General features: G+C 70.7%; 16 protein-coding genes. 2 read left to right on the forward strand and 14 right to left on the reverse strand.

The window, feature by feature from the left end:
• The 12 genes from P5P86_RS01430 to P5P86_RS01485 all read right to left on the reverse strand — a co-directional run bounded on the left by P5P86_RS01430 (position 1) and on the right by P5P86_RS01485 (position 16,220).
• A complete protein-coding gene (locus P5P86_RS01430; protein WP_280609489.1) occupies positions 1–2,259 on the reverse strand; it encodes a glycosyltransferase in 2,259 nt (752 codons plus the stop codon).
• A gap of 55 nt (positions 2,260–2,314) precedes the next feature.
• Positions 2,315–3,931 carry a PucR family transcriptional regulator gene (locus P5P86_RS01435; RefSeq protein ID WP_280609490.1) on the reverse strand — a complete coding sequence of 539 codons (1,617 nt, stop codon included), beginning with the start codon at positions 3,929–3,931 and terminating at the stop codon, positions 2,315–2,317.
• A 24-nt stretch (positions 3,932–3,955) separates the two neighbouring features.
• Complete coding sequence (gene menC / locus P5P86_RS01440) at positions 3,956–5,080, reverse strand: o-succinylbenzoate synthase (protein ID WP_280609491.1); 1,125 nt, start codon at positions 5,078–5,080, stop codon at positions 3,956–3,958.
• The gene (locus P5P86_RS01445) at positions 5,077–5,904 is read right to left on the reverse strand and encodes a GNAT family N-acetyltransferase (protein WP_280609492.1); all 828 of its coding nucleotides are present in this window, start codon (positions 5,902–5,904) and stop codon (positions 5,077–5,079) included. Before P5P86_RS01445 ends, menC begins: the two co-directional genes overlap by 4 nt.
• Positions 5,901–7,037 (reverse strand): M20 family metallopeptidase, encoded by a 1,137-nt coding sequence (locus P5P86_RS01450; RefSeq protein ID WP_280609493.1) that lies wholly within the window; start codon positions 7,035–7,037, stop codon positions 5,901–5,903. Before P5P86_RS01450 ends, P5P86_RS01445 begins: the two co-directional genes overlap by 4 nt.
• A gap of 3 nt (positions 7,038–7,040) precedes the next feature.
• Complete coding sequence (locus P5P86_RS01455) at positions 7,041–8,432, reverse strand: serine hydrolase domain-containing protein (protein ID WP_280609494.1); 1,392 nt, start codon at positions 8,430–8,432, stop codon at positions 7,041–7,043.
• A complete protein-coding gene (locus tag P5P86_RS01460) occupies positions 8,429–9,190 on the reverse strand; it encodes an ABC transporter ATP-binding protein (protein ID WP_280609495.1) in 762 nt (253 codons plus the stop codon). Before P5P86_RS01460 ends, P5P86_RS01455 begins: the two co-directional genes overlap by 4 nt.
• Entirely contained in the window at positions 9,187–11,115 is a 1,929-nt protein-coding gene (locus P5P86_RS01465) for a dipeptide/oligopeptide/nickel ABC transporter permease/ATP-binding protein (RefSeq protein ID WP_280609496.1), read from the reverse strand. The genes P5P86_RS01460 and P5P86_RS01465 overlap by 4 nt, the downstream gene beginning before the upstream one ends.
• A complete protein-coding gene (locus P5P86_RS01470) occupies positions 11,112–12,113 on the reverse strand; it encodes an ABC transporter permease (protein WP_280609497.1) in 1,002 nt (333 codons plus the stop codon). Before P5P86_RS01470 ends, P5P86_RS01465 begins: the two co-directional genes overlap by 4 nt.
• Positions 12,114–12,115: 2 nt before the next feature.
• Entirely contained in the window at positions 12,116–13,720 is a 1,605-nt protein-coding gene (locus tag P5P86_RS01475) for an ABC transporter substrate-binding protein (RefSeq protein WP_280609498.1), read from the reverse strand.
• A gap of 61 nt (positions 13,721–13,781) precedes the next feature.
• Positions 13,782–15,170 carry a serine hydrolase domain-containing protein gene (locus tag P5P86_RS01480; RefSeq protein ID WP_280609499.1) on the reverse strand — a complete coding sequence of 463 codons (1,389 nt, stop codon included), beginning with the start codon at positions 15,168–15,170 and terminating at the stop codon, positions 13,782–13,784.
• 87 nt (positions 15,171–15,257) lie between these two features.
• Positions 15,258–16,220 (reverse strand): dipeptidase, encoded by a 963-nt coding sequence (locus tag P5P86_RS01485; RefSeq protein ID WP_280609500.1) that lies wholly within the window; start codon positions 16,218–16,220, stop codon positions 15,258–15,260.
• A gap of 249 nt (positions 16,221–16,469) precedes the next feature.
• Between P5P86_RS01485 and P5P86_RS01490 the strand changes: the two genes are divergently transcribed.
• Positions 16,470–17,318 (forward strand): aldo/keto reductase, encoded by an 849-nt coding sequence (locus P5P86_RS01490; protein ID WP_280609501.1) that lies wholly within the window; start codon positions 16,470–16,472, stop codon positions 17,316–17,318.
• Between the two features lie 51 nt (positions 17,319–17,369).
• Here the strand turns inward: P5P86_RS01490 and P5P86_RS01495 are convergent, their stop codons facing one another.
• A complete protein-coding gene (locus P5P86_RS01495) occupies positions 17,370–18,011 on the reverse strand; it encodes a hypothetical protein (RefSeq protein WP_280609502.1) in 642 nt (213 codons plus the stop codon).
• A 167-nt stretch (positions 18,012–18,178) separates the two neighbouring features.
• On the opposite strand from P5P86_RS01495, the gene P5P86_RS01500 reads away from it, so the two are divergent.
• A complete protein-coding gene (locus P5P86_RS01500; protein WP_280609503.1) occupies positions 18,179–18,721 on the forward strand; it encodes an ankyrin repeat domain-containing protein in 543 nt (180 codons plus the stop codon).
• Between the two features lie 254 nt (positions 18,722–18,975).
• Here P5P86_RS01500 and P5P86_RS01505 read toward each other — a convergent pair whose 3' ends face one another.
• A complete protein-coding gene (locus P5P86_RS01505; RefSeq protein ID WP_280609504.1) occupies positions 18,976–20,004 on the reverse strand; it encodes a dihydrodipicolinate synthase family protein in 1,029 nt (342 codons plus the stop codon).
• Between the last annotated feature and the right edge of the window lie 3 nt (positions 20,005–20,007).

A 20,007-nucleotide genomic window follows, 5' to 3' on the forward strand; every position in this document is an offset into this window, starting at 1 on the left:
TCAGGCGCCGGCCGCCCGCGGCAGCGCACGTGCGGCCGGTCGAGGCTCGCGTCCGTGTCCCGCCGCGAGCGCCGCCTCGTGGTACAGCTCGGTGGTGCGATCGAGGACCCACGTCCAGTCCTGGCGCGGTGGCACCCGGCGGTTGTGCTCGGCGAGACGCGTGCGCAGACGAGCATCTTTGGCGAGGTCGGCGATGGCGACTGCCATCTGGGCGTCGCTGTCGATCAGGAGACCGCCGACGCGGTCGCTGACGAACTCCTCGATGCCACTGCGGCGACGCGCCACGACCGGCAGACCGGTACAGCGGGCCTCCAGCGCTGCCAGGCCGAAGGACTCCTTCGGTGCGGGGGACACGTACAGCGTGGCCGCGCGCAGCTCGGCGAGCACCTGCTTGCGCGAGAGCCTGCCGGTGAACCGCACGACGCCGTCGAGCCGGTGCCGGGCGACATAGCGCTCGAGCCGCCGCCGCAGCGGGCCGTCACCCACGATCACCAGGTCGACGTCCGGGTTGAGCCGTCGGGCAGCGCGGAAGATGCGCAGCAACGGCATCGGGCGCTTGCGCGGCATCAGACGCATGACGCTCACCACCGTGGTGTGTGAGCCCGAGACCCTCGCTGCGGGGGCTGCCGGCGCTGCGCTCGACGGGAGGGGAGGCCGCGGCGCTCCGTAGCGCCAGTCCGACACCTCGATCGCGTTCGGGAGCACCGCCACCGAGCGGCGCAGCGCGGATTCGAAGGATGTCGCGGCGGCGGTGCTCACCGCCGACCAGGCGACCGGCCAGCGGCGGAGGCTGGCCCGTGCGGCGAAGCGGAGGACGGTCGCCGCCCCGGTCCACATCGAGTGGACGGTGATGAGGGTGGCGATCTCGGCGCCTGCGGCGGCGCGAGCAAGCCGCAGACCGTAGGGCGAGAGCACCGACAGGTGCACGTGCACGACATCACACTCGGCCAGCTCGCGGGTGGCCTGCCGCACCGAGAGGCGCCGTACCCATGCCGGGTCCTCGCTCGCGTCGCTCGCGGGAGGAGTGATCACCCGTGCGTCGAGGCCCCGGGCGCGCTGGTGACGCGCCAGGTCGTCCACGTGGGTCTCGATCCCGCCCAGCCTCGGGAGGAAGACATCGGTGACGTGGGCGATACGCGTCCCCGGCTGGGCCGGATCGCGAGGGGTTGCGCGATGTGCCCCGGGGAGCGTGGCGATGGGCGCAGCTGTCGGTTGCCGACGGCTCGCCCGACGACGGACCAGCACCCACAACGCCAGCGCTCCTCCTCCGACCGGGATCTCGACGGCGAAGACGAAGGCGCGGTACAGCACCGCACCGGCGGTGACGGCCGTCGGGTCACCGCCGAGGGCGAGCAGCATGCCGACCAGACCGATGTCCGCGATGCCGATACCGCCCGGGGTGAGGGGCAGGACGGTGAGCGCGCGTTCGACCGCGAAGCCGGCGAGGATCACGGGCCAGCTGGCGCCGACGCCGGTCAGATGCAGGCACCAGCCGAGCAGCACCGCCTGCAATGCCAGGTAGCCGCCGATGCCGAGGGACATCCGAAGCCAGCCGCGCGCCACGAGACGAGCGCAGTCGCTGCGGATCTCGAGAAGGTGCTGGGCGAGTGCGAGATCACGATCGCGCCCGATCACCCGCAGCGGTGCGCGCACGACCCACTCGACGGTTCCCCCGATCATCGAAGCACCGCGCGGGCTGAGCAGCAGCGGTGCAGCGACAGCGCAGACGCAGACGAAGGCGCCCGCCGAGATGAGGGAGAAGGTGCGGAGCGACGGCGAGACGGCGATCCCGGCGTGAGCCAGCGCCACGAGCGCGACGACGGGCAGCAACAGCTTCGCGCCGACGTCCCACAGGTTGGTGAGGAACGTGAACCCGGTGAAGGTCCGGGCGTCGAGACCCCACGACTTCATCATCCGGCGGTTCAGCTCGACACCGGCGGCGCCTCCCAAGGGCACCACGTTGGACACCGCGCTGCCCGTGAGGTTGAGCGTGAGCGCACGCCGGTGCGAGAGCCGCGGTGCGGCGGCGGTCAGCACGAACGTGTGCACGAGCAGGCCGGCGAACCACACCGCCACCAGGCCCAGGGCGGTGCTCCATCGCAGCTGGGCGAAGGCGGGGAGGACGCTGTGCCAGGTCACGCCGACCAGCTTCGGGAGGCCCGCCGCGACAAGAGCCGCGGCGATGGCCCACGAAGCCACGAAGCGGAGGCCGCGACCCAGGCCGGCGCGGCCAGGGTGGGGCGCGGATGAGGTGGACACCTTGGCAACGTAGGACTCGGTTCGTGCAGGAAACATGACCTACCGCGCCGGGCCGCTATCGCGGCGCCAGGATCCGCAGCTGGAGCATCACGGTGAACCGCTGTTCGGGGTCGCCGAGATCGAGTCCGCTCACCTCGGTGATCCGGCGAAGCCGATACCGCAGCGTGTTCGGATGGATGAAGAGCGCATGGGCGGCCGCGGTGACGTCGCCGAGCGCGTCGAGCCAGGCCTCCAGGCTCTCCACCAGACCCGCGTCGCTGTGCTCGTCGTACTCCAGCAGCCGCGCCAGCGGTCCCACCGCGCGCTCGCCGCGCGCCTGTGCCAGATCCCGCAGCTCCAGCAGCAGGGACGGGGTCTGCACGTCCGCCAATCGTGCGACTCGCTGGGTGACATGGCCATCGCGCAGCACCCGCAGTACGCGGTCGGCGACGGCACGCGACTGCATCAGCCCGGCGATATCCGCCCCCACCGACCCGATGCCGGCCACCACCGGGAGGCTCGCGCCCACCCGGTCATGGAACTCCTGCACCACCCGGACCGCCCGATCCTCGGCGTCGCCGCCACCCGGCAGCACCGGGATGAGGCCGTAGGCGATGCCGCCGACGAGGGCCACCGCCGCCTGCGGCGCGGTCGCGGCCAGATGTACGGCGAACGCGTCGGTGAGCCGGTTCATCTCCGCTGCCCGCTCGGAGTCGCGCTCGTGGTCGGCCGGCAGGGAGGCGCCCACCACGATGAGCCGGCGACCGGCGATGCCGAGCCGGGCAAGAGCCTCCTGGGCACCGGCACCGCCCTCGAGAGCAGTGCTGACGAGGTCGGTGCGGAGTCGACGCTGCACGTCGGCACCGGCGCGCACCCGGAGGAGGTGGAGGGCGACGAGATGGGCGGACTCGGTGAGTCCGGCGGCACGCTCCGGCGTGATCTCGCCCTCCATGACGGCCCAGATCGAGCCGAGCACCTCGTCGCCGGCGCGCACCGCGATGGCGACGCGTTGCTTGGTCACGGCCTGGTGGCCGAGGTCAGCGGGGTCGACGACGACGGGCCCCTGTTGGCGATAGAGGTCCCGGAAGATGCCCAGATCGGTCAGCAGCCGGGCGTAGCGCTCGGGCACCTGTCGCCCGATCACCGTCTCGACGCGCGAGGGGTCGCCCTCGTCTTGCCGCCCGGAGAAGGCCAGCACACGGGAGTTGCGGTCCTCGATGGTGATGGGGGCGTCGAGCAGGGCGGCGACGGCGTTCGCCACCGCGAAGAGGTCGCCGGCCGGCAGCCCGCCGAGCGACTCCTGCTCGATCGTCGCGATGTCGTCCTCCGCCAGCACCGATCGCAGCAGGGCGGTCAGCTGCGCCCAGGTCGCCCCTCGCCGTAGGCCGAGCAGCGCCAGCCCCTGCTCCTGGACGGCGGCTCGCACCTCGGGCGACACCGGCCGCGAGCGTACGACGACGCCGACCGCCCCGTGAGCGCCCATGCGGCGTACGAGATCGGCGAGATCCGCTCCGGGGACGCCGACGCCCAGCACCAACGCGCGGGCCGGGAAGAGCGGCTCGTCGTCGGGGTCGTCGATGACGATGCCACCGATCTCACCCTCGTGGTCGGGGTCGCCGCAGAGCAGCTCGAGCAGGGTGTCGCCGAGGTCGCCGAGCACCCGACCGAGACTCGCCCGCGGTCGCTGACTCACGGCTGGAAGCATACGGACGACGGCTCAGAGCTCGACGGTCTCCACCGAAGTCGTGACCTCGTCGAGCACCTCCGGGATCGGGGTGACGCCGAGGCCCGGACCCGTGGGCACGCGGATCCGGCCGTCCTCGAGCACGAACGGCTCGGTGATGTCGACCTTGTAGAAGCGCCCGGACGCGGAGATGTCGCCGGGCAGCGTGAAGCCCGGCAGCGAGGCCAGCGCGGCGTTGGCCGCCCGACCGAGACCCGACTCGATCATCCCGCCGCACCACACCGCGAGCCCGTGCGCCTCGGCGAGGTCGTGGATCCGCACCGCCTCGAGGTAGCCCCCGACCCGGCCGGGCTTGATGTTGATGATCTGGCAGGCGCCGAGCCGGATCGCGGCGGCCGCGGTCTGCGCCGAGACGATCGACTCGTCGAGGCAGATCGGCGTCTGCACGACCTTGGCGAGGTCGGCATGGCCGACGACGTCGTCCTCCTCCATCGGCTGCTCGATGAGCAGCAGCCCGAACTCGTCGAGCCGCGCCAGGTGGCGCGCGTCGCGCAACGTGTACGCCGTGTTCGCGTCGACCTGCAGCAGCACGTCGTCGCCGTAGGTCTCACGCACCGCGCGGACGGGCTCGACGTCCCAGCCGGGCTCGATCTTCAGCTTGATCCGCACATAGCCCTCGGCGAGGTAGCCGCCGACCACGTCGAGCAGCTGCGGGATCGACTCGAAGATGCCGACCGAGACACCGCTCGGCACGGTCGCGTGTACGCCGCCCAGCTCCCGTGCCAGCGAGCGCCGGCCGGCCCGGAGCTCGGCGTCGAGGACCGCCATCTCCAGCGCGGCCTTCGCCATCCGGTGACCCTTGAAGTGGTGGAGGCGGTCGGCGACGGCGTACGCCCCGAACTGCTCGAGTGCCGCCTTGCCCGCGCCCTCGGCGAAGACCGGAAGGAAGAAGCGCTTGAGCACGTCGATCTCGCTGGCGAGGTACTCCGGGGAGTACATCGGGTCGATCAGCGCGACGCACTCGCCCCAGCCCTCCGCCTCGTCGGTGATCGCCTTGAGCAGCAGGATGTCGCGCTCGTACTGGGTGCCGAAGGAGGTCCGGAAGGGACCGACCAGCGGCATCGCGATCCGGCGCAGCTCGACGGCGCGCAGCTTCATGAGTCTTCTCCAGTCGTCTCGGCGGCCGGGTCGGCGGCCGGGTCGGAGCCCGTGTCCGGGGCCGTGGGGGTGGGGGGCTCGAGCAGGTAGCCCGACGCTCGGTCGAAGCCGACGATCCGCCAGCCGCGGTCGAGGCGTGGGGCGAGCGCCTGCCGCAGCTGGGTGCGCCATGCCCGGGCCCCTTCGAGATCGGCGACCCGAAGGCCCTCGATGTCGGCCGGCACCGGCACCCACTCCCCCTCCTGCGTCGGCTCTGAGGACCTGGTGGGCGGGTCGAGCAGGTCCCACCGGATGAGGATCCGGTCGGAGTCGTCGACGCCGTTGATGGCGTCGTTCATCGCGCCGTAGAAGTTCGTCAGATACTCGGCCGGGCGAGCGCCGAGCTTGACGATGTTGAAGTAGGCGTTGCGGGCCACGAGCGGGTCGTAGGTCCACTCGATCGCCGTGATGCCCCGGTGCAGCGCCCAGGCCCGCTGGTGCAGCTTGAGCGCGGACCCGATCGCGTGGCCGATCAGCTCGGGCAGGACGCCGGCGATGTGGCTGTGCAGCGTGCGGGCTCCGGGTGCCTCGTGGAAGCCGACGCAGCCGCCGACCATCCGCTCGCCCCGGTAGGCGCCGACGACATAGCTGCCGGCCTTGCTCATCGCCCGCAACAGGTCGCCGGAGATGAGCGGCTCGTTGCCTCCCCAGATCGTCACGAAGAGGTCGGCGAGCCCGTGGAGGTCGCCGAGGTCGTGGAGCTCGCGCACCTCGACGCCGGCCTTCGCGACGGCCTTCGCGGCGTCGGTGTCGGCCTGGGCGAGCTCCGTGGCGTCGATGCTCACCGGTCCCCCTCGGACGGGTCGGCGAGGAGGTCCGCGAGCAGCGCGTGGAGCAGCATCGTGCGGTCGGGCAGCCGGTCGACCAGGACATGCTCGCCGACGGCGTGCGCACCACCGCCGACGGCACCGAGCCCATCGAGGGTCGGCGTGCCGACGCCGGCGGTGAAGTTGCCGTCAGAGGCGCCGCCGACAGCGGCGGCGGTCAGCGGAGGCAGGCCCAGCGCGTCAGCCAGGCCGGCGGCCCGCTCGAAGAGCGCCTTCGAGGACGACTCCTCCAGCGGCGGACGGTTGATGCCGCCGAGGATCGCGATCGTGGCGCCGGGCAGCACCGGCGTCAGCGACCGGATGGCGGCGTCGACCCGCTCGAGCTCGGCCAGGCTCCACGCCCGTACGTCGATGCTGAAGTGCGCGGTGGCGGGCACGGTGTTGGCGGTGGTGCCGGCCGAGGCGACGGTCGGGGTGACGGTGGTGCCGTCGGCGACCGAGGCCAGAGCCGGCACGGCGCACAGCTGGTGGGCCAGCTCCAGCCCGGCGTTGATGCCCTTCTCCGGCTCGAGGCCAGCGTGCGCGGCGCGGCCGGTGATGACGACGTCGTACATCGAGGTGCCCTTGCGGGCGGTCTTGAGGGCACCGCCGTCGGCGGAGGCCTCCAGCACGAGCGCGGCGCGGGCACCGCGGGCGGTGTCCTCGATCAGCACGCGCGAGCTCGGCGAGCCGATCTCCTCATCACCCGTGACCAGCAGTGTAATGCCGTCGGCCGAAGGCAGCGTGGCGACGGCCGACCAGGCCATGACCAGCCCGGCCAGCATGTCGAAGCACCCCGGGCCGCGCAGCACCCCGGAGTCGTCGACGCCGTACGGGTGCGTCTCGAGCGTGCCCAGCGGCCACACCGTGTCGTGGTGACACACCAGCACGACCCGCTCCGCCTGCGGGCGGCTGCCGAGGATCCAGCGCAGGTGGCTGCAGCCGTCGACGACGATCCGCTCCGGCTCGACACCGAGGCGGGCGGCGCCGAGGCGAGCGACGAGATCGGCCGAGCGGGCGACGGCCGCCTGGTCGGCTGAGGGTGACTCGCACTCGACGAGCTGCCGGAGATCGTCCAGCAGGTCGTCGAGCACGACGGTCGGCTTGGTCACGGATCAGCTCGTCTTCTTCGGGGTGGCTCGGGCGCCGTAGTGGAGGTACCTCTCGCCCGTGGGCAGCATGTAGAAGCGCACCGGGTAGAAGTTGTCGGCCGTGGCGTCGGGCTGCAGCGCGAAGAGCGCCGGGGCGACCGGGATCAGCTCGTGCACCTCGGGCTCGGACTTCTCCAGCTCGGCGATCGGACCTGAGAGCGCCGTGCGCAGATAGACCTTGCCGTCATCGAGGTAGACGTCCTCGGTCACGGAGGCACGCTCGTAGGTGCCGACGTACGGCGTCGCGTCGACCGTGACCGGCTCGGCCGGCACCTCGAAGGCCGCCGGGAAGTCGACGTCGGCGAGCGCCTTGAAGATCTCGCCGAAGAGCTCCCGGTACAGCGGGATGGCGCTGCCGACGTTGGCGTTGAGCGAGACGGCGATACCGGCGTCGGGCAGCAGCCGCAGGAAGGACGTCTGGCCGATGGTGTTGCCGTCGTGGCCGATCGCCCGGCGACCGTTCCAGTCGCAGCGGAAGAAGCCGAGGCCCCACGAGTCGCCGAGCAGGTCCTTCTCCGGGCACTCCACCTGGTAGGCCGCCATCGCGGCGGCACTGTCCTCCGAGAGCAGGCGGGTCCCGTCGGCGGCGAGACCACCGGTGAGGTGGAGGCGGGCGAAGGAGAGTACGTCGGTGGCGGTGGCGGTGATGAGACCGGCCGGGCCGACCGAGCGGGGCAGACCCCACACCGGGGCGAGCACGGGCTCGTCACCGCCCTTCAGGTGACCCATCGAGTGACCGAAGACCATCGCCTCCTCGGGCAGGGTGGTCGTGTGCGTCAGGCCGAGGGGGGTGAAGAGCTTCTCCCTCATCGCCGCGTCCCAGGTCTTGCCGGTGGTGACCTCGATAATGCGGCCGAGCAGCGAGAAGCCGGAGTTGCAGTAGGACCAGGTGGCGCCCAGGGGGTGGTTCTGCTGGGCGGTCTTCAGGTCGGCGACGTACTTCTCCAGACAATCGTCACCGCGGCCGGTGTCGGTGAAGACGTCACCGTCGATGCCGCTGCTGTGGGTGAGCAGGTGCCAGACGGTGACCTTCTCGGTGACCTGCGGATCACTTAGCTCCAGGCTCGGGACGATCTCCTTGACCGGGGTGTCGAGGGTGAACCTGCCCTCGTCGATCAGCTGCATGATGACGGTGGCGGTCCAGACCTTCGAGACCGAGCCGATCTGCCACACCGAGTCGGTGGCGGCGGGCTGGCCGGTCCCGGAGTGGAGCACACCGGTGGCGGCGGTGAAGACCTCGTCCTCGGCGCCGTCCTTGCCGAGCACGAGGATGCCGAGCTGCGCGCCGGGGATGCCGTGCCTCGCGACCAGCTCAGCGAGGCGCTGCTCCCAATGTGCGGTGTCGATCGTGGTCACGCTGACTCCTGAGGGTGAGGGGTGGACTGGGCGCTGCGGCCGGGGACCGCGGCGAGCAGCTGACGGGTGTAGTCGTGCTGGGGGTCGCCCAGCACGGCCGCGGTGGGGCCGCGCTCGACGATGCGGCCCTGGTGCATAACAGCGACCTGGCTTGCGACGTAGCGCACGACCGCGAGGTTGTGGGAGATGAAGAGCATCGAGAGACCGAACTCGCGCTGCATCTCGCGCACGAGGTTGAGGACGGCGCCTTGGACGGACACGTCGAGGGCGGAGGTGATCTCGTCGGCGATGATCACCTCGGGCCGACCCGCGAGTGCCCGGCCGAGGGCGACGCGCTGGCGCTGGCCGCCGGAGAGCTGGCTCGGCAGGCTCTGCGCACGACGGGGGTCGAGGTGCACGAGAGCCAGCAGGCGCTCGATCTCGGCGGTCCTCGCGCGGCGGGAGAGTCGTTCCGGGATGGCCTCGGCGATGCTCTCGCCGATCGTCATCCGCGGGTCGAGCGAGGAGTAGGGGTCCTGGAAGACCATCTGCACCGGGCGGTGCCGACCCCGGCGCGGAAGCTCCCGACCGTCGAGCTCGATCCGGCCGCCGCTGACCGGCGCCAGGCCGACCACGGCGCGGGCGATGGTGGACTTACCCGAGCCGGACTCGCCGACCAGCCCGACGATCTCACCGTCGGGCACGGTGAGGTCGACGCCGTCGACGACCGTGGTGGGCCCGTAGCGCACGGTCAGGTCGTGGATGCCGAGGAAGCTCATGCCGATACCTCCTCGAGGTCGTCGGGAGCGACCTTCGCTGTCGTCAGCGGCAGCGGCTCGCCGGCGTGCCAGCACGCCACGCGCCGGCCCGCACCGTCGGGGACGAGCGCGGGATCCTCCTCGCGACACCGGGCGTCGGCGAGCGGGCAGCGGGCCGCGTAGGCACAACCGGTGGGGAGACGGGCCGGATCGGGCGGCAGGCCGGCGATCGTGGCGAGCGGGGCCTCGAGGTCGGTCTCCATGTCGGGCACCGCGGCCACCAGCGCACGGGTATAGGGGTGCTGGGCGGCGGTGTGGAGCTCGGCGGCCGGGAGCTCCTCGACGATGCGGCCGGCATACATCACCAGCACGCGGTCGCAGAGGCCCGCGACGACCGAGACGTCGTGGCTGATGAAGAGCAGCGCCGACTCGTGCTCGGCACGGATCTGGCGTAGCAGGTCGAGCACCTGCGCCTGCACGGTGACGTCGAGCGCCGTGGTCGGCTCGTCGGCGATGACGAGCCGAGGGGTGCCCATCAGGCCCATGCCGATCATCGCGCGCTGCCGCATGCCGCCGGAGAACTCGAAGGGATACTGCGCCGCGCGCCGCTCCGGATCCGTGATGCGTACGGCGCGGAGTCGGTCGACCGCCCGTGCCAGTGCCGGCCTGCGGGCCATGCCCTGGTGCTGGCGGGCCACCTCGGCGAGCTGGGTGCCGATGCGGTGGCCGGGGTTCAGCGAGGTCATCGGGTCCTGGAAGACGACGGCGAGCGAGGTGCCGAGCATGGTGCGGCGCTTCGCCGAGGTGTCCCCGTCGAGCAGATCCTCGCCCGCGAAGGAGAGCCGGTCGGCCGTGACGACGCCCGGAGCCTCGACCAGCTGCGCTGTCGCGAGAGCCGTGACGGACTTGCCGGAGCCGGACTCCCCGACGACGCCGACGGCCTCGCCGCGGCCGATGGAGAAGGAGACACCGCGCACGGCGCGCACCGGCGCGGTCGCGCCGGGGAAGGTGACGTACAGGTCGCGTACGTCGAGGACGGCCTCGGTCTCGACCTCGGCCGTCCCGTGCGTCGGTGCGGCCGGGGCGACGCCGCGGTCGACGTGGACGGGGTCGAGCAGGCCGGTGGCGGCGGAGACGCCGAAGGTGCGTGCGATCGCCTCACCGACGAGGTTGAAGGCGAGCCCGGCGAAGATCACCGCGACGCCGGGCGCGATGGCGGCGAGCGGGTGGATGTAGATGCCGCTCAGGCCGTCCTGCATGAGCTTGCCCCAGTCGTAGCGGGGGGCCTGCACGCCGAGACCGAGGAAGGACAGACCGGCGAACGAGAGCAGCACGCCACCGGCGCCGATGGTGGCGTTGACGATGAGCGGCTCGGCGATGTTCGGCAAGACGTGGCGGACCAGGATGCGCAGGCGGCTGACCCCCGCCGTACGGGCTGCGGCGATGTAGTCCAGCTCGGAGATGCCGGCGATCAGCGTCTGGCAGAGCCGGGCGAACGAGGGTGCCCCCGCGAGGCCGACCGCGAGCACGGCGCCCTTCGCGCCGACGCCGAAGACGACGGCGAAGAAGAGCACGAGCAGCAGACCCGGGAAGGCCACCAGGATGTTGATCAGCGCTGTCACGAGGCGGCCGGCGCGGCGGCCCATCATCAGCGGCGCGGCCCCGAGCACGAAGCCGATCAGTACGCCGATCAGCGTGGCCAGCAGCGCCAGCTCGACGGAGAGCCGCGTCGCGACCAGCACCCGGAACCCGAGGTCACGGCCGAGGTTGTCGGTGCCGATCCAGTGCGCCGACGACGAGCCGGCGAGCAGGTTGTCGGTGTCGACGGCGTCGGCCTTGCCGCTCCACAGCACGGGTCCGAGGACCGCCAGCGCGATCACGATCGCGAGCATGGTGACGCCCACGATGCCCACAGGCATCCGGACGACGCGCCCCCAGCGCTTCATCGCGCCTCTCCGATCGTCGATCGGGGGTCGAGCAGCGCCAGCGCCACGTCGACCACGGTGTTGATCAGCAGCACTCCGGCGCCGTACACGAGGACGGTGCCCTGCACCATCGGGAAGTCCTTCGCGGTGATCGACTGCACGATCGTGGAGCCGAGGCCCGGCCAGGCGAAGACGTTCTCGACCAGGACGGTGCCCGCGACGAGCGAGCCCAGCAGCAGGCCGCCGATCGTGAGCGTGGCCGTGACGGCGTTGGGCAGGGCGTGGACGAGCGTGATCCGCAGCTGGGTGAGCCGCTTGGCCCGAGCGGTGCGGATGTAGTCGGTCTCGAGCACCGCCAGCATCTCGACCCGCACGATGCGGGCAAGCACCGCAGCCGGCCCGATCGCGAGCGAGACGACCGGCAGGATGAAGGAGGAGGGGCCGTCGCGGCCGGCGACGGGCAACGCGTGCATGGAGACGCCGAAGACGTAGACGAGCGCCACGCCCAGGAAGAAGTCGGGGATGGAGCCGAGGACCACGCTGGTGCCCGCGAACAGCAGCTCCGTACGGCGGCCACGGCCGCGGCGGGTCACCACGGCGACGGCGACGCCGACCGGGATGGCGATCGCGACAGCGACGACGAACGCGAGCACGGCCAGCTCGGCGGTGGCGGGCAACCGCTGGCCGATCATCTGCCGCACCGGCAGCTGGGTGACGAAGGAGATGCCGAGATCGCCGTGGGCCAGGTGCTGGAGATAGTGCAGGTACTGCTGCCAGAGCGGGTCGTCGAGGCCCAGCTCGCGGCGCTTGGCGGCGACCAGGTCCGCGGGCGCGGTCAGGCCCAGCGCGGCCCGGACCGGGTCACCCGGCACCGCATGGATCATGAAGAACGACGCGGTGACCAGCACCCACAGCGACACCAGCAGCCGCCCGCCCTGTCGGATCGCGAAGCGCGTCCAGCGTCCACCGAGGTGGATGGTCCTGCGGGCCGGGGCGGCCGCCGGTGTCAGCGTCGTCATGGTCAGCCGAGCATCCGGATGCTGGTCGGGACGATCTCGCCGATGATCTCGAACTGGGCACCCTTGGCGTACGTCGGGATGAGGTTGTTGGCGAAGGGCACCACGTCAGCGGCCTTGAAGAGGGCGGACTCGGCCTTCATCCAGGTGGGGCAGCCCTCGGGGCCGTTGATCGCCATCGCCTTGGCGGTGGTGGCGTCGTACGTCGCGTTGTCGATGCTCGCGAAGTTCTCACCGCCCTTGGCCACCGTCGGCCCGGAGAGGAAGGGGACGACCTGGTCGGGGGTGTTGACGTTGATGGGCTCCCAGAGGATGTCCCAGTCGCCGGTGCCGAACATGGTGCCCGACACCTGCGTCTGGTTCTCCGCCTTCGCGGTGACGTCGATGCCGATCTGCTTCCATGCCGAGACCGCGAGCTCGGCGGCCGCGCTGCCACCGGTGCCCAGCGAGGAGTCGTAGATGAAGGTGAGCTTGAGCGGTTTCCCGCCCTTGGCGTAGACGCCGTCGGAGCCCTTGACCCAGCCGGCCGCCTGGAGCGCGGACTCGGCTGCCGAGGCGTCGAAGGCCGGCACGTTGCCGGTGACCGAGTCGGTGGTGCAGCCGGTCGGCGGCGTGACGGCGAGCTCGGTGGGGGCTGCGCCCTTGTTGGAGGTGAGCACCTTCTCGAGCTGGGCGTAGTCGGCCCCCTGCGTCAGCGCCATGCGGACGGCCGGGTCGCTGGTCGGGTGTGACTTCTCCTCGTTGTAGAACTGCTCGCCGATCAGTGCCTTGGTGTCGACGTGGGACACGTGCTGGGCGGAGAGCCGGGTGGAGTCGGGGCCCATCACCTGGGTGGCGTTCAGCGTGCCGGCAAGGAGCTCGTTGGCAGCGGTGGTCTCGTTGGAGACGACCTTGACCACGATCGTGGCGGGCAGGCCCGAGGTGGCGCTGGTGGCGCCGTCGGGACCCCATGTGTAGCCCTTGCGCAGCGTGTACGTGTAGTGGTTGTCCGGGACGGCCTCGCTCAGCACGTAGGGGCCGGTGCCGTCGGTCTTCGCCTTCAGCGTGGAGCGGTCCTTGAGGCCGCCGTCGCAGACCATCGGCAGGTTGGCGAAGGAGTCGAGCACGAACGGTGCCGGCGCGGCCAGCGTGACGGTGACAGTGGAACCCGACGCGGTGGCCTTGGCTCCGGCCGGCACGAAGACGCCGAGGAAGGGGCTCTTGTTCTTCGGGTTCTCGACGTAGTTGATGTTGTCGGCGGCGGTCTGCGCGGTGAACGCGGAGCCGTCCGAGCAGGTGACCCCGGCGTTCAGGTCGAAGGTGACAGTGGTGCCCGAGACCTTCCACGTCTTGGCGAGCTCCGACTGGGTCTGACCGCTGCTGGAGACCGAGACCAGGTTGTCGTAGGCGAACTGGCTGAGCTGGAAGAGCGCGCTGACCGCTGATGCCTGCGGGTCGAGGGCGCCCGGGTCGGCGGCGATCGCCATCGTGAACGTGGCGCCCGACTTGTACGACGCCGACGAGCTGCCGCCGGCGCCGGCCGTACCGGAGCTACCGCAGCCCGCCAGAGTGACGGCGGCTGTCACCGTAAGGGCGAGCGCCGCGACGGCACTCGTGCGGATGGGCCTCATGGGTTCCTCTTTCTCGACGCTGCTGAGGTCGGGACGGATGGTGCTGGATGAGGTGGAGCTGCTAGTCGACGCGCGCCACGACGCGGCCGTAGTGCACGTACTTCGCCAGGCCCTCGTCGTTGCGTCCGACGAAGGCGAAGATCGGGTGGAGGCCGTAGTACTGGTCGAGCGAGATGAGGGAGTCGCCCTCGAGGTGCACGAGCTGCACCTGCAGCGGCTTCTCGCCGATCTCGGCGATGATGTCCTGGGGAACCCGGTCGAGCCAGACAGTGCCGTCCTCGCGCTGGCTGACGGTGATGTCGTAGATCGTGTCGGCGTAGTGGCCGAGGTACGGCGCCGCGTCGAAGGGCTGCGGGACCTGCGGCGGCACCTTCGCGCCGGGCAGCGCCACGCCCGCCAGCTCGGCGAGCAGGTGCCCGACGACGTCGCCGTACAGGCCGAGGAAGTCGCCGCCGTTGGTGAGCAGCGCGATCGCGACCTCCGCGTCCGGCACCACCCGGAAGAAGGCCGCCTGGCCGATGGTGCCGCCGTCGTGGCCGATGACCCGGACGCCGTCGTACTCGTCCATCTCCCAGCCGAGGCCCCAGTAGCCACCCATGAGCGCGAGCTCGGGCACCTTGACCTGCTTGCTCTGCATCGCGGCGACCGTGGCGGGCTGGAGCACGACCGAGCCGTCGGGTGCGGTGCCGCCGGCGAGGTGCATGCGGGCGAAGCCGACCAGGTCGGTCGGCGTCATGGCGAGCATCGAGCCGGCCGGAGCGTTGGAGCGGGCGAGCGCCCAGGTGGGCGCCGCCTCGGGCGCGCCGTCCTCACCGGGTACGTGGCCGACCGCCGCGCGACGCAGGATCGCCTCGTACGGACTCGGCGAGACGCTGGTCAGGCCGAGCGGGGCCGCGAGCCGCTCGACCAGCACCTCGTCGAACGGCTTGCCGCGCAGGACCTCGATCAGGCGACCCAGCACCACGAAGCCGGTGTTGTTGTAGGAGAAGACCTCGCCCGGCTCGACGAGTTGCGGAATGTCCCGGATCGAGGCGAGATACTTCTCCACCGCATCGTCTCCGCGTCCGGTATCGGTGAAGATGTCGCCCTCGAAGCCGGCGGTGTGGCAGAGCAACTGACGCGTGGTGATCGCGGCCGAGGCCGCCTCGTCGCCGATGGTGAACTCCGGCAGGTAGGTGCGCAGCGGCTGGTCGAGGTCGACCAGGCCGTCATCGACCAGCTGCATCACCAGCGCACTGGTCCACAGCTTGGTCACCGAGCCGATCTGGAAGACGGTCTCGGTGTCGGCCTCGACCTGGGTCGCGACACTGGTGAGACCGGCTGCGACAGCCGCAATCTCACCGTCCACCAGGACGGCGGCCGAGGCGCCCGGGACCCCGCGAGCCGCGACGAGCCGGGGAAGATGCTCCTCCAGCCAGGCCTGGACGTCGTGCACGCGGGTGGTCGTCATGGTGACCGACCCTAGGGAGATGCCATCCGAAGAGCATTGTCAGTTGTTACAAGACAGGCGGCCAGGCGCGGTGCGATCCGACAAGCCCTAGTCGGCCCACACTTCGCGAGCGACCCTCCGGAAGTTGCCGCCCAGGATGCCGTCGACCGCCTCCGGCGGGTAGCCACGCCGTACCAACTCGGCCTCGACGGTGAGCGTCACCTCCGGCTCGACGAAGCCGATCGGACCCCACCGGGTGTACTCCTCGGGGAAGAGCTCGGGATTGTCGGCGATGTCGCTCACCAGATCCTCGGCGTCGAAGGAGTAGTCGCTACCCAGGCCGATGTGCTGCCAGCCGACCAGGTCGACGCCGTACTCGATCATCGCGACGTAGGCCTCGAGGGTGGCGGTGTTCTCCCCGAGGAAGATGCCGATGCCGGGTACGCCGATCACGCCGCCGGTCGCCGCGCACTCGCGGGCCTGCTCGTCGGTGATGTTGCGGACGTGGTCCCACCGCGACTTGAAGCCGGAGTGGGAGTAGATCATCGGCTTCTGCGAGGCCTCGGAGAGGCCGAGGCCGGTGCGCACACTGGTGTGCGAGCCGTCGACGAGCATCCCCACGGCGTTGAGCTCGTGGACCAGATCGCGGCCCCACGGGGTCAGACCGGTGTCGTCCTTCTCCAGGCAGCCGGCCCCGGCCTTGTTCGCCAGGTTGTAGCTCACGCCGAGCGAGCGGACACCGAGGTCGTAGAACGCCTGGACCATCCCGAGGTCACCCTCGAGCGGGTTGGAGCACTCCAGGTCGAAGGCGACCACGATCCGGCCCGCCTCGTGGGCGGCATCGATCTGCGCCACCGAGCCGGCCAACTCCAGCCGCGGATGCTCGGCCACGGCCGCCGCGAACTGCCGCGCGAAGCCCATCGACTCCGCCCGCGAGTGGGGCGCGTAGCCGACATTGAGGCAGACATAGGCACCACCCGGCCGGTCGAAGCGGAGGACGTCGGCAACGTCGGCGACGGGGGCCAGAGGCAGGCAGGCGTGCTGCTCCCAGAAGAGTCGAGTGGTCGTCATGACCGGACCCTAGGGGACCGAGCCCGTCGGCGGATCGCACCGCCGGACGAAGAGGTGGCGCTCGCTTCGTCGGTTCCTACGACGGCCTTGCCGGCAGCTGCCCTAGCGTCCCTGATCGCCGCATCGCCTAGGAGCCGAGGCGCCACCGACGGCGTGCCGGTGCGCGTCGCGGCAGGTTCGCCCGACCCGACTCGTGGGCACCGCCGAGAGCTAGGCTGGCATGACGGCGGAGAGACGGCGGGGCCGGTGATGTCGATGGAGACCATCCCGATGGTGCGGCTGCCTGCGGGCGAGCCCATTCCCGTGATGGGTCTGGGCACATGGTACCTGGGCGAGGATCCCGCCCGAAGAGCCTCGGAGCTCGCTGCCTTGCGCCTGGGCATCGACAGCGGGCTCACCCTGATCGACACCGCCGAGATGTACGGCGACGGTGCGGCGGAGGTGTTGGTCGGCGAGGCGATCGCGGGGCGGCGGGACGAGGTCTTCCTGGTCAGCAAGGTGCTGCCCTCGCACGCGTCGTACGAGGGCACCATCGAGGCGTGTCGCCGCAGCGTCGGGCGGCTCGGCACCGAGCGGCTCGACCTGTACCTGCTGCACTGGCGGGGCCGGGTGCCGCTCGAGGAGACGGTGCGCGCCTTCCAGGAGCTGGTCCGGCTCGGCATGATCCGACACTGGGGCGTCAGCAACTTCGACATCCGGGACATGGCCGAGCTGCTGAGCGTCCCCGGCGGTGAGGCGGTCCAGACCAACCAGGTGCTCTACAACCTGACCCGCCGGGGAATCGAGTACGACCTGCTGCGGACGATGCAGGCGCACGGTATCCCGGTGATGGCGTACTCGCCGATCGAGCAGGGCCGCCTGCTGCGCCATCCCACGATCAACGCAGTCGCGAACCGGCACGACGCCACCCCGGCGCAGGTAGCGCTCGCCTGGCTGATGACGCGGCGGGGGCTGACCATGATCCCCCGAGCCGGCACGCGCGAGCACGTGCTGGAGAACCGGGCCGCTGTCGACCTTCGTCTGACCGAGGAGGACCTGCGCATGCTGGACGACGCCTTCCCACCGCCCCGCGGCCCCCAGCCCCTCGAAATGCTCTGACCGGGCACTCCCGCAACGGTCAGGGCGGCGCGGTCCTCCAGCGACTTCGTCTTACTCGGCCGGGGTGACCTCGGCACAGTCGAGGCAGATGGTCCAGCCGCTCTGCAGCGCGAGCAGGTCCGGGTAGCCGCGCTCGGCGCAGATCGACCCGGGAATCTCGCCGTCGACCAGCTGCGGCTGCGGGACGGCCTCGACCCAGGTGGCTCCTTCGGCTACCCAGACGCGCTCGCCGGCCTTGGCCCAGGGTCGCGGGGTGCCCTGGATCCGGAGTTCTGCCCGCTCCTCGTCCGTGATCACGAGGGGAAGACGTGGTCGCTTGTGGAGGGCCGGCCAGTCGCCGGTCTCGCGGTAGCGCGCGTTGAAGGCTCGCCACCGCTCGTACTCGGCGTCGGTCGGTTCGACGTCGCCCAGTCGGGCGTCGATGCCGAGGTAGTCGTACACATCGGGTTCGCAGCCAGCCAGAAAGCCTCTGATCCACCAGCGGGCGGCATCGCTGATCGATTCGAGTTCCGACAGGCTCCGGGTCACGTCGTAGCCGAGGCGCGGCACGTAGATGTGCATTCGGCCCGCGAAGGTATGAGCGTTGCCTTCGAGGTAGCCGACTTCACCGTCGACGACGACCTCTAGCGAGGCGTCGAGCTGGAACCGATGGCCATTCTGGTCGACGAATTCGACCATGCGATTCTGTTCCACGCTGCTCCTGCGTCTCGCTATCGGTGGCCCGGTGACACGATACGGCGAACGGTCGCGCGGCGGATCGCCTCGGCCGCCGCCAGGCTCCGCCGTCACCGTCAGGACCGGCTCGGCAGGTTGACCCGGATCGACTTCGAAGTCACGAGCAACCGCCGCATACTCGGTCCATGTCTGATGAGCGCGGTCGGCCGGCGACTCCCACTTGGACCGGACTCGGGTTCGCTGTGTGGAGCGATGACCTCGAGCGCGTCCGAAGCCTCTTGAGCGCAGGGGCAGCCGCGGACGAGTACGGCGACGGCGTCGCGGACGCGACACCCTTGATGGAGTCTGTGGATGAGGTCGAGTACTTCTACGACGACGAACGTTCCGCCATGACGAAGCTGCTGCTTGATCACGGTGCCGAGGTGAATCGGCAGAACAGCGACGGGCGTACCGCCCTGCACTACGCAGCGGGTGCCGGTCGCACAGCGGTTGAACTGCTCCTCGAAGGGGGTGCCGACCCGAACGCGGTCGCCGTCGATGGCAGGACGCCGCTCCACGAGGCAGTCGACCTCCTGAACCTAGGAGCGGTCCAGGCACTCTGTGGCGCCGGCGCAGATCGGACCGCAACCGATCGAGACGGGCGGACGCCGGCGGACCTTCTGGACCGCGCGGATGAAGGTGCTGACGAGGAGCAGACGGCTATCCGCGCCGCTCTAGACGCCCCGTGAGCACGTGCGGGTCGCGGCGGATCCGACAGCCTTGAAGCTCGCCCCCACCGAGTTGCATCGACGGAAGAGCGAGGAGGTTCGCGTGTCATGCCGTGGTGGACCTGCTTGTCGTTGGTGGCGGGGCTGCGGGGCTGCGGGGCGAACCGGTCGGGCCGTCCCGGTGATCACGGCGACACGGCCCGCGAGCCGGCCTCTCCGCGTCGGGGGTCCGCCAGGCAGTGAGCCTGCCCCGCCTGCGTGGGCCCTCGGGTTGCTCACGCCGGATTCCGGCCGATGAAGAATTCGCGGAACGGGTCGGTGCTCGGGTCGAAGCCCGAGTCGAGCAGGCCCTTGCGGAGGGCATTCATCTGCGGCTCGTGGATGCGCTGAGTGGGCAGGCGCAGCGGGCCGCCGTTGTAGCCCTGCAACCAGCCCTGGAACTTCCACAGCTGTCGGTTGATGAACGCACCGCCGTTGAGTTGCTGAGCGACGGCGCCCTTGGCCTTCCGGGCTGGGTGCATCTTCCAATAGAGCTCCGTGACCTCGTCGTACTTACCGTCACGGAGCAGTTGCATGGCGTGCGGGATGGTCGGGCCCCAGAACTCGTGGTCGCTGGTCGCGGAGAGCTGGATGGGGATCAGTTGGCCGAGCGGGAGCAGCTCGCCCTCGATCGGGCAGGAGATGACGACCTCCTCGCCGAAGAGACGGTGGCACTCGATGATGCCCATGATGCTCGGGAAGCCGCCCTCGGCTTTGATGACCGCGACGTTCGGGCAGTCGTCGAGGAGCCGGCGGATCAGTCGGGCTGGGATGTCGGAGGGGTGGATGCGCTGGCTGAAGCCCCAGAGGAACATCGGGAAGAGGATGACGGCGAGGTTCGTCGCGTCGCAGACTGCCCTGGTGTAGTCGTAGATCTCCTGCTCGGACTCCGGGTAGAAGTTCGGCGGGTAGGACAGCAACACCAACTCTGCGCCGGCGGCCTCAGCGCCCTTGACCGCCTCGATGTTCTGCTCGAGGTCGCTCCAGCTGGCGTGGTGGACGACGACCAGGTCGCCGCCGTCCTGGTCTGCCTCGTCGCGGATGATCTGCAGGAAGTCGAGGTATTCCGGCAGCGTGATGTTGACCTCGGAGATGCCGAGTGTGCCGAGGAAGCCGTGCTGTTTGGCCAGGCGGACGTCGTGACGGATGCCTGCCTCGTTGATGCTCTTGAGGTCGTTGGTGAACGACGGGATGGTGCAGTTGACGGCGCCGACGAGGCGCTCTCGGGCCCACTCGCGGGCTTCGTCGCGGGTGTAGGGAATCATGGT

This window comes from Nocardioides sp. BP30 (assembly GCF_029873215.1).
Lineage (GTDB): Bacteria > Actinomycetota > Actinomycetes > Propionibacteriales > Nocardioidaceae > Nocardioides.

Excerpts from the sequence above, each read along its gene's own strand:
- P5P86_RS01470 (WP_280609497.1), bottom strand. The coding sequence starts at position 12,113 with ATGACGACGCTGACACCGGCGGCCGCCCCGGCCCGCAGGACCATCCAC.
- menC (WP_280609491.1), bottom strand. The coding sequence starts at position 5,080 with ATGAAGCTGCGCGCCGTCGAGCTGCGCCGGATCGCGATGCCGCTGGTC.
- P5P86_RS01500 (WP_280609503.1), top strand. The coding sequence starts at position 18,179 with ATGTCTGATGAGCGCGGTCGGCCGGCGACTCCCACTTGGACCGGACTC.
- P5P86_RS01475 (WP_280609498.1), bottom strand. The coding sequence starts at position 13,720 with ATGAGGCCCATCCGCACGAGTGCCGTCGCGGCGCTCGCCCTTACGGTG.
- P5P86_RS01505 (WP_280609504.1), bottom strand. The coding sequence starts at position 20,004 with ATGATTCCCTACACCCGCGACGAAGCCCGCGAGTGGGCCCGAGAGCGC.
- P5P86_RS01485 (WP_280609500.1), bottom strand. The coding sequence starts at position 16,220 with ATGACGACCACTCGACTCTTCTGGGAGCAGCACGCCTGCCTGCCTCTG.
- P5P86_RS01460 (WP_280609495.1), bottom strand. The coding sequence starts at position 9,190 with ATGAGCTTCCTCGGCATCCACGACCTGACCGTGCGCTACGGGCCCACC.
- P5P86_RS01490 (WP_280609501.1), top strand. The coding sequence starts at position 16,470 with ATGTCGATGGAGACCATCCCGATGGTGCGGCTGCCTGCGGGCGAGCCC.
- P5P86_RS01480 (WP_280609499.1), bottom strand. The coding sequence starts at position 15,170 with ATGACGACCACCCGCGTGCACGACGTCCAGGCCTGGCTGGAGGAGCAT.
- P5P86_RS01465 (WP_280609496.1), bottom strand. The coding sequence starts at position 11,115 with ATGAAGCGCTGGGGGCGCGTCGTCCGGATGCCTGTGGGCATCGTGGGC.